Source organism: Romboutsia sp. 1001285H_161024_C4 (assembly GCF_015550185.1).
In the GTDB taxonomy this organism is placed as follows: Bacteria; Bacillota; Clostridia; order Peptostreptococcales; family Peptostreptococcaceae; genus Romboutsia_C; species Romboutsia_C hominis.
The window spans coordinates 144,054-157,656 of the sequence record NZ_JADNAJ010000005.1 but is presented as its reverse complement, the minus strand read 5'-3'; the positions used below and the strand labels follow the sequence as shown (position 1 = coordinate 157,656).

Genomic DNA, 13,603 nt, shown 5'->3' with positions numbered 1-13,603 from the left:
ATGAGTAAATTATGATAGCAATATTCTTTGGAGTAATTATTATAATATTACTCATCTATTTATTTTCTATAAAAAAGGAAATAAGAAACATTACAAAACAGCTGAAATACTATAATGAAAATAAAACTAATAAAAAGATAGATATAAAGTTAATAGATAAAGATCTAGAAATGTTGGCTTATAATATCAATAATCAAATAGATATAATAGAAGCTACAAATATAAATAAAAAACTAAGAGAAGAAAATTTAAAGCAGTCAATAGCAAGTATATCTCATGATTTGAGAACACCTTTAACATCTATACTTGGGTATGTTCAAATGCTAAAGAGTGATAAAGTAAATGAGGAAAGTAAGAATGAATATATAAATACGATTCAAGAACGTTCAAAGCGACTTGAAATATTACTTGATGAGTTTTTTAAACTATCACTTATAGAACTGGATAGTTATAAATTGAATATAAAAAAGGATAATTTAAATAATATTATATATAATATAATAGCTAGTTTCTATGAAGATTTTACAAATAAAAATATAAAGCCAAATATATATGTAGAAGAAAAAGACATAATTGTAAGTATAGATAGTAATGCTTTTACTAGAGTTATAGAAAATGTAATATCTAATAGTCTTAAGTATTCTAAGTCAGATATAGATATAATAATAAAAAAAGAAAAAGAGTTTGCTATAGTTAAGTTTATAGAATATAATACTAATCTTAATAGTGAAGATATAGATAACATGTTTAATAGATTTTACAAAAAAGATAAAACAAGAAATAATGATAGTACAGGTCTAGGACTTTATATAGCCAAAAGTTTAATGCAAAAAATGAATGGTGATATAAATGCTACTCTTAGAAATTATGATTTAGTAATAAGCTGTAAGTTAAATTTAAATACTAAAAAACATGATAAAGATTAAGCAAATATTAATTTAGAAGTATATCTTTAAAAATTTAAATATAACCTAACTTATTTAAAACAACGAAAAAGAGTACATTCATAGATTAAAATTAAAATCTATGAATGTACTCTTTTCATATAAAAACACATTAATTTAAGCAATTTTAAAATATTTTTTATTCATTAAATCTTCATATATGTGAAGGTCTTTTTTATTTATTCTAAGAGTCTTAGATATACTACCATAGTATAGTGTAAGATCTACATATTTAGAACCAGCCACTAAATAACCAAACTTATAACCAGTAAGTTCATCCCAAGAATGTAAAACTCCATCATTAAATATTATGCCTTCATCAAATACTTTATTTTTAGTATTATTATGTTCAAGTATAGACACAAATAAAAGTAGTAAAGATATTAATATAAAAGTTAACAAACTTAAAAATATAAATTGTTGCTTAAAAGAAACATTAAAAAAGTTATATAATGTACTAAATCTAAAATCATTTAATGCAGGTAGTATATAAAATATAAGTAAAAGTGCTAAAAAAGAATAATCTGTAATTTCTTTACAGTCAACATTTATTATATGAGTAACTTGTTTTTTAGAATGATTTCTATTAATAGGCACTTTTATAGAATAATATATAGCAAATAGATTAACACAAATTATTGGAATTATAAAAATAGTTATATTCTGTATCATTATAGATGATATGAAAAATATGAATAAGAATATAAATAATCGTCTAAATATTTTAGTCAAAATAGACACCTCCACAAAATTATCATAAGCATATTATACCACTAAAAATTATAAAAACATAATTTGAAAACTAATAAATAGGGATGTATAAAATTTTTAAAATAAATATAAGAAATTTTTTTGACTTTATTGTAAAGTAGGAGTATTATGTATAAGGATGAAATTTATTGGAGGGAAAAACAGAATATGTCGCCAAAGTTATTTACAATGTTTAAGCAAAATGAATTAAGTGGTGAGCAAGTGAGAAAAGATATAGTAGCAGGATTTATAGTAGCAATTATAGCATTACCATTATCAATAGCTCTTGCTATATCTTCAGGTGTATCACCAGAAAAAGGTCTTATTACTGCAATATTTGCAGGATTTATCATATCTTTCCTTGGAGGAAGTAAAGTTCAAATTGGAGGGCCAACAGGAGCCTTTGTTGTAATAGTCTATGGTATTGTGAAAATGTACGGTATGGATGGTCTTATAACAGCAACTATTATGGCAGGTATACTTCTTGTAATAATGGGTCTTTTAAAATTTGGAAATCTTATAGAATATGTTCCTCATACTGTTACAGTAGGATTTACTAGTGGTATAGCAGTAACTTTACTTATAACTCAAATCAAAGATTTACTAGGTCTTAAAATAAATGATGTTCCAGCAGAAGCTATAGGAAAAATAGAAAGCTACATACATAATATAAATACATTTGATATGATGACTTTCATAGTGGGTATAGCATGTATATTAATTATGATATACTGGCCAAAAATAAATAAAACTGTACCAGCATCTATAATAGCATTAATACTTTCAACAGTAGTTGTAAATGTTTTTAGCTTAAATGTAGACACTATAGGAAGTGTATATACTAACATATCAGCAAACATACCAATGCCAAGTGTGCCAAGTTTTAGTATAGATAAAATAGTATCCTTAATACAACCAGCTATAACTATAGCAGTATTAGCTGGGATAGAATCACTTCTTTCTTGTGTAGTATCAGATAATATGATAAATGACAAACATGATTCTAATATGGAGCTTGTAGCACAAGGACTTGGAAACATAGCATCAGCACTATTTGGTGGGATACCAGCAACTGGAGCAATAGCAAGAACAGCAGCGAATGTAAAAAATGGTGGGAAAAGTCCTATATCAGGTATGGTACATGCAATAACTCTTCTTTTAATAATGGTAGTTTTAATGCCACTTGCAAAAATGATACCTATGACAGTTTTATCTGCGATATTAATAATAGTATCTTATAATATGGGTGAGTGGAAAGAAATGAAAGAAATGATGAGCTTACCTAAAAAAGATGTAGTAGTTCTTTTAGCTACATTTATATTAACTATAGTATTTGACTTAGTTATCGCTATAGCAGTTGGAATGACTATACATATAGTAGCTAACATAGTACTTAAGAATAAAGTTGATAGTGAGATAGAAGATGTAGCATAAATTATAAAAAATACTACCTAATTAGGTAGTATTTTTGTTTACTAAGAGATTAAATATTTTTAAAATCGTGAGTTTAACTTAGTTTGTTAGATAGATATACCTATGTTATAATTAGATGTAAAACGTATTCAGGGAGGTAGAATATGAATGTTATAGAAATAAAAGACCTAAGGATGAATTACGGTCAAAAAGAAGTTTTAAAGGGGATCAATCTAAATATAGATAGGGGAAATATTATAGGGTATATAGGATCAAATGGAGCAGGTAAAAGTACTACTATAAAAATACTACTGGGATTAGTTAAGGGATATAGCGGTAGCGTATATATATTTGGGAATGATATAGAAGATATTAATAATAAATATAAAAATAAAATAGGTTATGTTCCTGAAGTAGCCAAAGTCTATGAAAGTTTAACAGCTAGAGAATACTTAACTTTTATTGGCCAAGTGTATGGGCTAAGTTATGAAAAGAGTGATAAAAAAGCTAGAAGGCTTATGGAAATACTTAAAATAGAACATGCTTATGAGTCTAGACTATCATCATTTTCAAAAGGAATGAAGCAAAAGGTAGTTATAATAAGTTCAATGCTTCACAATCCAGACATATTATTTTTAGATGAACCATTAAGTGGACTTGATGCTAATAGTGTACTTTTAATAAAAGAAATACTACACAAATTAAAGCAAGAAGGAAAGACTATATTTTACTCATCTCACATAATGGAAGTTGTTGAAAAAATAAGCGATAGAATAATACTTCTAGATAAAGGAAATATTGTAGCAGATGGTAACTTTGAACAAATAAAAAATACTAATTTTGAAGGTTCTTTAGAAGAGATATTTAACCAGCTAACAGGATTTGAGGAACATTCAAATTTGTCTGATGAATTTATAAAAGTATTAAAAGAGGTGTAGCATGAAAGACTCTTTTATTTTAAAAATACTAGATATATTTAAATATTTATATACTAAAGCTGGTGTAAATTATAGTTTAATGCGACTTATAGTTAAGCATAAACTTATAATGGATGGTAGACGTGGGCAACGCAATATAAGTAGCAATGAAGAAGGTAAAGATAAAAATAACTTTTATATAAGCTTAATAATATATGCAATTGTTGGGTTAGCATCAGCACCTATTATAACACTAGATATTAACCCTATTGTAAAAATGAGTTTATATTTTAGTTTTTTTATGGTTATGATCTTAAGTGTATTTGTATCAGATTTTTCAAGTGTAATACTTGATATAAATGATAAAGATATATTAGAAACTAAAGGCGTAGATGTAAAAACTCTAAATGCAGCTAAATTTACACATATATTCATATATATGACATTACTTAGCTTATCAATAAGTATAGCAGCTATACTTTGTAGTATTAGATATGGTATTAAGTTTATATTATTATTTATACTAAATATATTTTTAATAAATGTATTTATGATTATAGTTACTGCCATAATGTATTTTGTCATATTAAAGTTATTTAGCGGAGAAAGGCTAAAGGATGCCTTAAATGCTTTTCAAGCTTTATTTATATTGGTATTTATACTAGGATATCAAGTTGTGGCAAGAGCATTTACCTTTGTAGATTTACAATTTGTATATGAACCAAAGTTTTGGAATTTACTACTTCCTCCTATGTGGTTTGGTTCAAGCTTTAATCTTTTATATAATATAGATGTAAATAATTTAATTATAATCATGAGTGGATTAGCTATTGTAGTTCCTATAGTATCTATATTCGTATATGTAAAGCTAATACCAAGATTTGAATATAACCTTCAAAAATTAAATGATAATACTTATGTCAATAAAAAATTTAAAGAAAAATTAAGTATAAAAGTTAGCAAACTAATATGTAAAGATAAAGAAGAAAGAGCATTCTTTAACTTTGTATATGATGTTCTTAAAAAAGATAGAGAGTTTAAAACAAAAGTATATCCATCATTAGTTATGGGGGCATTTATGCCATTTTTAATGATGATTAGTAGCTTTAGGAGTGATAATAATTTTTTAACAGAACTAAGATCTGAGCCAGTATATCTATTAATGTACTTTTTTGTGCTTATGAGCCAAAGTATATTAACAACTCTGAAATTTTCTAAAGAATATGAAGCTAGTTGGATATATGATATACTTCCGATAAATAATAAGAAAAATATATATACAGCAGCTTTTAAAGCTAGTATATATCTTTTAGTACTTCCTTTATTTATATTAATGAGTATAGGATTTATAATAATATTATCACCAAAAGTTATAGTAGATTTAGCAATAGGATTTGTAGCTACTGTATTATCATCAATGATTACTTTTAACTTAAATGAAAAGCATATGCCATTTACTTGTGAATATCAAAATACTAATACAGCATCAAACATAGGAACTATGATAAAATCCATGGTGTTTGTTGGTGTAATAGCATTAGGCCATTTCTTACTTAGTAGTAGCATATTTTTAAAAATAACTTATTTAATAGGCTTAGTAATTTTAGTTAGGTTAATATGGAATAAAGTATTTGAAGTATAAATAATTATATAAAAAGAGTAATCTTAATAAATTAAGATTACTCTTTTTGTTTTTAGGCTTTTTTATATTCATTAAAGTAGTTATCTAGTACTTTTTTAAGAGAGTGACCTATTTCAGAATAGGCATCATCAAATAGATTAGCAAGTGATATTCTTATAGACCACTTAGGTCCAGCAAATCCACCTCCACCTAGTAAAACTATTGATGATTCCTCTGCTAAATCAAATAATATATCCACAGGATTGTAATTAATCTCTAAGTAATAAGAAAAATCTTCTCCATAGTAGTCTTTAGCTAAATCTAATACATCAAATTGAGTATAGTATGATGCATCATTTTTATCAAATTCTAAATCCATACCAAGACTATCAAATAATAACTTTTTACGAGTTCTACATATGTCTATTGTAAGGTTTTTATATGAATCGTCATTATCCATAAGAGATACTAATGATAAAAATGCCATTTGAACTTGTTGCGGAGTAGAAAGACCAGCAGTATGGTTTAGTGCAACTTGTCTACTATCTGCGACTAATCTATCTATAAATGGCACTTTTTCTGGATTAGTATTCATATCAGCATATCTTTTATTAGTTCTTTTTCTTATAGAGTATGGAAGTTCATTTATAAGTTTATCAAATACATTGTTGTGATGCAGTGCTAAAGTACCTAATCTCCAACCTGTTACACCAAAATATTTAGAATATGAATAAGCACCTATTGTATTGTATGGTAATTCCGACATTAAAGACTTAAATCCATGGACAAAAGTTCCATAAACATCATCAGATATAATCATTAAATCAGGATTATAATTTTTAACTATATTTACTATTTTACTAGTACTTTCAGGAGATATAGCCATTGATGGTGGATTACTAGGATTTACAACAAATAGAGCTTTTATATCTTTATCACAAAGCTTTTCAAGTTCTTTATCAGTGCATTGCCATGTATGTTTTCCATCAGGCGTTTTCTCATCTGCATTTATATATACAACATCAAATTCATATCTTGGTAGATGAGGTATTTCTAAATATGGAGTAAATACTGGTGTCATTATAGCTATTTTATCTCCTTTTAAAAGTAGATTATTAGCTATTAATGAGTCAAATACATAACACATTGCAGCAGTAGCACCCTCAACAGCAAAAATGTCAAAATCTCCACCTTTTAAAGTATCGTATTTAAGCTCTTTAGTTAAATAAGCCTTAACTATTTTTTCTATATGAATAAGCATTCTATCTGGAAATGGGTAGTTATCCCCAATTATTGCATCAGTTATTTCATGTAAAAAATCATCAGAATTAAATCCTAATTCGTATACGCAAAACTCAACCATTTTACGTAGAAAATCTACTTCTGGAAGATTAGGGTTATTATCTAGATATGTAAAAAATCTTTTAGATATATCTTTTTTTCTTGGCATACCAGATAAAGGTCCATTATTCCAAGTGTGTTTACTTTCTTCAATAGCAAAATGCCCAAAAGTGAAAAATGCGTTACGAGGAGCATGTGCTATCCAGTTAGGATTACCTCTTCCCGCATCAAGTAATGTACGTGTACTTTTCTTAGAAGGATTAGTTGCTAATTCTAAAAGTTTGTTTTTAAATTCAAATGGACTGATTTTTCCATAGATGTTTTCTAGTTCTTGTCTCTTAATATTAATCGGTTCCATGATAGTATCTCCTTAATTTAATTATATGACATTTATCTCTTTTTTATAGCACATTAGAAATTATAATCATTTTAAAGTTTAGATTAGATAAAATCTTTGTACATGCACTTTTAGAAAGTTTTCATTTATAAAATATAAAATTTTAAAAAAGGCTTTCTTATTTAAGATAATTATAATAAAATTGCTTTAAAAAGACAATATAATACATATAAACTGCTTAAAATATAAATAAAAAGTATGTATATACTAAAAATATTAAAGTTTATAAATGGTTTTATTAATATAATATCTTATTTAATTAATTAATATAACTAAATAAATGAAATGCGAAAAATCTGAAAAGTCATAAAATTGTCTAAATTGTTGACTAAGTTAAATAAATAATTATAATAAGAAGTTAAGTGTTATAGGAGCTATAAGTTTAGCAAATATTATAAATACTATTATAACTAGTATTATATCTAGAAAAAGAGAAATAGGTATACTTTAAGCTATAGGCATGAGTGATAAATAATTACTTAAAATGCTAAAGTTAGAAGGGTCATTTTACACATTTATTACTCTAATTTTATCATTTAGTGTAGGGATTGTTATTGGATATATAGTATATAAAGTTATGAAAAATAGTGGGGTGTACTATGTAGTTTATAAATTCCTGTAATAGCAATGTTTTAGTTCATTTATAGGAAAATTTATAAATAAGTTATTTAACAAAGAGTCATTAATAGATAGAGTAAGATATAGTGAATAGAAGAATAAATTATAATACAAAAAAGGTATCAGATTCTAATCTGATACCTTTTAATTTATAGACATTTTTTAATTAATTTTACTGTGCAGGGGGTATCTCTGCGTTTGAACTATCATTTTGGTTTGTATTTTGTGATGGCATTTCAGTAGAGTTATTCTCACTATTTGTAGTATCTTGTGAATTATTATTTTCTTCATTTGATACTGGTATATCTTTACCTTCATTAGTAGTATTTTCTACATTTGAACTGCCATCATTTGTAGTTGTTGTATTATTTGGCGTTGATTCTTTAGTTGGAGCTTTTTCATCAGATGTAAATAATCCTGTAAGCCAGTTCCATACTTTAGCAAAGAATCCTTCAACTTCTTCACTAGATGGTAAATTAACAGCTTTATCATCTGTAGCATTTATAGTAGCATTTTCACCTAACATTTGGTCATTAGTATTTTCAAGTATACCTAGATCCTTATTTTGATCTTTACTGAATAAATTACCAAACCAATCTCCAATACCTTCAAACCATCCTTTTATAGTATCAAGTATTCCAGAGTTTTGTATACTTTCACCAAGATCTTTTAAGTTATTTTCAACAACATTAGATACATTTTCTAAAGTATCTTTCATGTCATTGTAATTGTAGTCTTGGCTAGCTATCTTTGACATTAAAGATTCTATTTGTTTAAATTGCTCATCAGATAGATTAACATTATAGTTATTAGTTATATTGTTTATAGTATCAGCAATTTGAACTGTATCCTTAGTGTTATTTTTTATGATTTCTGTTTTTATATCATTTATAACACCAGTAGCTTTATCCTGACCTATTGAATCACCTAAATCACCAGTTGTAACTAACTCTTCTGTAGCTAATTCCTTTTTTTCTTCTGAAAGTGACTTACCTGTAGCATCCTCAAATGCCTTCATAACACCTGTTAATGCACCAGTACCAGATACAGGGAATGGAGCTGCTGCTATTACGTTAGCATTTTCTATTCCTGCAGTAGATAAAGTAGTGGCTATCATTGCACTAGTTACCCAAGTTAAGTTTGCAGTTTTAACATTTATTCCATTTCCTTTTTTAGTTGGCTCAACATAAGAACAAGACATAGTAACTTTACCTAATTGTTCTTCAGTTGCAACTCCTTGTAAGTATTCTCTTTCTTCCTTGTTGTTAACTTCTATTATAACTGCCTGATTTTCATTAACACCAAAGTATTTTAACATTTGTTCTCTTTGAGAAGGGTTTAAGTTAGCACCTAGTGTAACAACACGTGAACCATCAGCAAATGCTACTCCTAAGTTTGCTATTGTTAAGCAAAGTGCAAGAGACAAACCTATAGCCTTTTTCTTAAAATTCTTAAATCCTTTATTCATAAATTTCATTCCTTTCAACTTTTAAAGTTAACCATAATACATTTCCAATATAGTATACTATAAACTATTTTTAGTATAAAGTGGATTACAAGATTGTAATAAAATCTTAATAAATAGTATGATTTCTGTTTGATAAAAATTTAGTATATAAATTAAGCAAAATAAAAAGGTAGTCATTTTTTATGACTACCTTTTTATTTGATTTATTATTTTCCGATAAACATTTGTGTCCAGTAAAGTTGTCCATTACTAGCTTTGGCAATACCAACACCTATATGAGTAAAGTTAGGACTTAATATATTTTTTCTGTGGCCATCTGAGTTCATCCATGAATTCATAACATCTTGTGGATCTTTTTGTCCCATAGCGATGTTTTCTCCAGCAGCTTTGTAGCTTATACCAAATTGCTTCATCATATCAAATGGAGAACCGTAAGTTGGTGAATTATGATCAAAATATCCTCTATTTATCATATCTTGTGATTTTTTAGTAGCAACATTTGATAATGAGCTATCAAGTGTAAGTGGAGCTAAACCTCTTTTACTTCTTTCAGCATTTACTATATTTACAATTTCTCTTTGATAAGATGAGAAATTACCACTTTGAGCAGTTGAGTTGTCAGGAGTAGAAGGTTTATTATCTACATTAGTGTTATTGCTAGGAGTAGAAGGTTTATTATCTACATTAGTGTTATTGCTAGGAGTAGAAGGTTTATTATCTACATTAGTGTTATTATTAGGAGTAGAAGGTTTATTATCTACATTAGTACTATTGTTAGGAGTAGAAGGTTTATTATCTACATTAGTATTATTGTTAGAAGTAGAAGGTTTTTTACATGCTTCAGAATTTTTATCAGGATTTAAAGCTGTTACAGAGTTATTTTTTAAATCAAATGAAAATTTAGGTACATTTGCTTTTATAGGACATAGTACGTCTAATGGAAGTTTAAAGTCAACTCCATTTATACATACATATATAGATTTTTTCTCACAATTAGATTTAATAGTATCTTTAGATAAAGCATTAACTGGGATCATTGAAGATGCAGTTGTAACACTTATTACACCTAAAGCTAATAAAGTTTTTATCTTTTTATTTAATTTCATAAAATAATACACCTCTTTGATTGAATATTTTTAAAATGTTACTGATTTGTAACCTTTAGATTAGGGGGGATCCCCTCGTGAATAATAATAACATACAAAATAACAAAAAATATACTGTAAAGATATGTAAATGATTATCTAAAAATGTCGAAATATAGATAAAATCTTGAAGGAAAGACATTATAAATTTATAATGTAAGTGAAATTTTAGCTATTAAAGATTGAAAAATAAACAAATGTGGTATACTATAAAAAGGTAAAGTTTTACTATAAAAGCTTTAATAAGAAAGGAGATATTAACATGTCAAAACAATTAGTAAAAGAAAGAGTTATAAAATATTTAATGGAAGATTTATTAGTTCCACATGATATGATAGATACAGATGTACCTTTAGCTGAATTTGAAGAAGGAGCAGAAGGAACATTAGATATAGTAGTTAACGTTAAAGATGAAGAAGATTACTATGCACCAGTTATGATAGTAACTTGTATGGATGAAGATATAGAACTAGAAGGTGAAGTAGTTCAAAAGCAAATAGATTTCTTAGAAGATGTTGACAATATGACTATGGCAGGAAGATTAGTATTAACTAATGGAGATTCTATGATGTATGCTGATTGGACTGGAGAAGAGTATGATACAGAAGCTTCACTTCCAACATATGAACAAATGGTTAAAGAATTCTTTGAAATGGAAGAAATAGCTAAAAAACATGAAGAGGCTCATAATCACGAAGGATGCGGTTGTTCTCATGAAGAAGGTCATGAATGTGGCTGTGGAGATGATTGTGGTTGCAAACACTAATAAACATACATATATAAGTACAAAAAATCCTCTTACTTAAGAGGATTTTTTATTACAAATATATTAAGCTAATAAAACTAAAAACTTATTAAATAAAACTCTTTAAGTAAGTAGAATGTATATTTGCTTGACTAGATTTTTTAATGATGGTATTATTAAATAGTTAAAAAATAACTATAAAACCGCAAGTGTTGGGGCAAACGCTAAGGATTTATTAATAGGGGACTTATTAAAGTCGTTCGGGAAAAAAAGATTGCTATAAAGCAGTCTTTTTTTTCTTTTTGAAATAAATTTTTATAATAATTATTTAACTTTACTTTGAATAAGAACTAAAGCTTTACTTAATTTAAAATCATATATACATTTTAGATAGCTTAGTAATTTATTTGATATATTCAAAAAAATTAAAAAAAAATAAAAAAAAGAAGGAAATTTGGTAAGTAAGAGAGAATAGTAGAATAATAAATCTATTGACTAAAAGATATAAACATGTCTTTTATCAAATATAATTAAAGGAGGATTCTTTTAAAGTACATGGATAAAATTATATATTAAATTATTTAAAGAATTATAATTTTTTATGTGCTATAAAAGTATCTTAAAAGGAATTTTTTAATATTAGTAATCATATTATAAAATTAGGTAAAGGTAATTTAATATATTAATTACTGAACTATATGCAAAAGGGGTTAGATTATGGGGGCTAAAACTGAAAACACTTACGAAAATTATATTTATTCAGACTCATCAGGTGGATCAAATGCAATGAAAATGTACTTAAAGGAAATAGAGGAGTACAAAATGCTATCTGCAGGTGAAGAAGTAGAACTTGCTAAGGAAATAACTAACTCTTCATTAGAAGCTAAGGAAAAATTTATTAATGCAAATTACAGATTAGTTGTTAGTATAGCAAAAAAATATAGAAAAGAAAATGTAGATATGCTAGACCTAATTCAAGCTGGAAATATTGGTTTAATTAAAGCTGTTGAAAAATATGACTATACAAAGGGATATAAATTTAGTACTTATGCTACTTGGTGGATCAAGCAAAGTATAACAAGGTACATAGATGACTGTGAAAATACTATTAGAATACCGGTACATCTTCATCAAAGAATAAATTTTGTAAAAAGAAAAAAGCAAGAACTTGCAAACATATTACAAAGAGATCCAAAAATTGAAGAATTGGCAGAAATATGTGAGTTAGAAGTAGAAAAAGTGATAGATATACTAAAAAGGGATAAAAATGTAGTATCATTAGATACACCTATAAAAGAAGATGAAGATAGTAGTTTAGTTGAATTTATACCATCGGATGCTAATTTTGGTGATGTAGTTATGCATGAGGTTGAAAAAAATAACCTAAGAGAAAAGATAGAAGAACTATTAACAGGTCTTACTGAACAAGAACAAAGGGTACTTAGAATGAGATTTGGTCTTGATGATGATATCCCAAAAACTTTAGAAGAAATAGGTAAAGTTTTTGGTGTAACTAGAGAAAGAATTAGACAAATCGAAGCTAAGGCCATAAGAAAGTTAAGACACCCAAGTAGAATTAAACAACTGAAATATTTTTATTAGTATAAGTAGGAGATACCTCCTACTTATTTTTTTAGATAATATATAACTTAAATAAATAACAAAGGTCTATATTTTCTTTTATAATCAAAGTTAGTTTACTTACTTAAATCATAGCACAAAATAATCAATAAAACATCTAAATATTGATAATATTTAGGAAAAAATGCAGATATAAATTAGTGATTTAAAGTATTGCCACTATTTATTGCATTTCTTTCATTAATTAAATTGTTTATTAAAGTATTTAATGACCAGGAAATATTGTCTTCTGTAACTACAGCCATTAAAGGTCTATTTATTTTAAATTTTCTTAAGTTATCAGAAAATCCACTTATCTTAGTATGTGCTATATTATTAAATATAACAGCCCTTTGATTTATACCTTGGACACAAGTGTCATCTATATTACCTTTTATTATGTCCTCTATTTTAGAGTTTGCATTATCTTTATTTAAAGTGCAAACATCTTTTATTCCTAATAATTTTAATATGTTTTTAATCATTAAAGTATCTTTTGCATTAAAGTTATAAACTATAACAAAACTTCTCTCATTATTTGTAGTGCATAAGCTGTTTATTCTTTTAAAACTCATAAAATCCTCCTATATTTTAATTATAGTAATTATTATTACCCATTGTCAT

The 13,603-nt window shown here is 26.4% G+C and carries 11 protein-coding genes; 6 read left to right on the top strand and 5 right to left on the bottom strand.

The window, feature by feature from the left end; translation table 11 throughout:
• Positions 1-11 precede the first annotated feature (11 nt).
• Positions 12-926: a sensor histidine kinase gene (locus tag I1959_RS10280; RefSeq protein WP_092925290.1), complete on the top strand. Its 915-nt coding sequence runs from the start codon at positions 12-14 to the stop codon at positions 924-926.
• Positions 927-1,061: 135 nt separating this feature from the next.
• Here the strand turns inward: I1959_RS10280 and I1959_RS10275 are convergent, their stop codons facing one another.
• Entirely contained in the window at positions 1,062-1,676 is a 615-nt protein-coding gene (locus tag I1959_RS10275; RefSeq protein ID WP_092925292.1) for a hypothetical protein, read from the bottom strand.
• 186 nt (positions 1,677-1,862) lie between these two features.
• Between I1959_RS10275 and I1959_RS10270 the strand changes: the two genes are divergently transcribed.
• From I1959_RS10270 to I1959_RS10260, 3 genes are all read left to right on the top strand, one after another.
• Entirely contained in the window at positions 1,863-3,128 is a 1,266-nt protein-coding gene (locus I1959_RS10270; protein WP_330615179.1) for a SulP family inorganic anion transporter, read from the top strand.
• A gap of 143 nt (positions 3,129-3,271) precedes the next feature.
• Positions 3,272-4,045, top strand: a complete 774-nt coding sequence (locus I1959_RS10265; RefSeq protein WP_092925294.1) for an ABC transporter ATP-binding protein — start codon at positions 3,272-3,274, stop codon at positions 4,043-4,045.
• A gap of 1 nt (position 4,046) precedes the next feature.
• A complete protein-coding gene (locus I1959_RS10260; RefSeq protein ID WP_195238208.1) occupies positions 4,047-5,666 on the top strand; it encodes a hypothetical protein in 1,620 nt (539 codons plus the stop codon).
• Between the two features lie 52 nt (positions 5,667-5,718).
• Here I1959_RS10260 and aspD read toward each other — a convergent pair whose 3' ends face one another.
• The 3 genes from aspD to I1959_RS10245 all read right to left on the bottom strand — a co-directional run bounded on the left by aspD (position 5,719) and on the right by I1959_RS10245 (position 10,575).
• Positions 5,719-7,344, bottom strand: coding sequence for an aspartate 4-decarboxylase (aspD, locus tag I1959_RS10255; protein ID WP_195238206.1), 1,626 nt, complete (start codon positions 7,342-7,344; stop codon positions 5,719-5,721).
• Positions 7,345-8,173: 829 nt separating this feature from the next.
• Entirely contained in the window at positions 8,174-9,478 is a 1,305-nt protein-coding gene (locus I1959_RS10250; RefSeq protein ID WP_243240032.1) for a DUF1002 domain-containing protein, read from the bottom strand.
• A 197-nt stretch (positions 9,479-9,675) separates the two neighbouring features.
• Positions 9,676-10,575, bottom strand: coding sequence for a CAP domain-containing protein (locus I1959_RS10245; protein ID WP_195238204.1), 900 nt, complete (start codon positions 10,573-10,575; stop codon positions 9,676-9,678).
• A gap of 301 nt (positions 10,576-10,876) precedes the next feature.
• Here I1959_RS10245 and I1959_RS10240 point away from each other — a divergent pair, with 301 nt between their 5' ends.
• Positions 10,877-11,380: a type I restriction enzyme HsdR N-terminal domain-containing protein gene (locus I1959_RS10240; protein WP_092925304.1), complete on the top strand. Its 504-nt coding sequence runs from the start codon at positions 10,877-10,879 to the stop codon at positions 11,378-11,380.
• A gap of 696 nt (positions 11,381-12,076) precedes the next feature.
• Positions 12,077-12,961, top strand: a complete 885-nt coding sequence (locus tag I1959_RS10235; protein ID WP_092925306.1) for a sigma-70 family RNA polymerase sigma factor — start codon at positions 12,077-12,079, stop codon at positions 12,959-12,961.
• 176 nt (positions 12,962-13,137) lie between these two features.
• Here I1959_RS10235 and I1959_RS10230 read toward each other — a convergent pair whose 3' ends face one another.
• Positions 13,138-13,554 (bottom strand): DUF3783 domain-containing protein, encoded by a 417-nt coding sequence (locus tag I1959_RS10230; RefSeq protein WP_195238202.1) that lies wholly within the window; start codon positions 13,552-13,554, stop codon positions 13,138-13,140.
• Between the last annotated feature and the right edge of the window lie 49 nt (positions 13,555-13,603).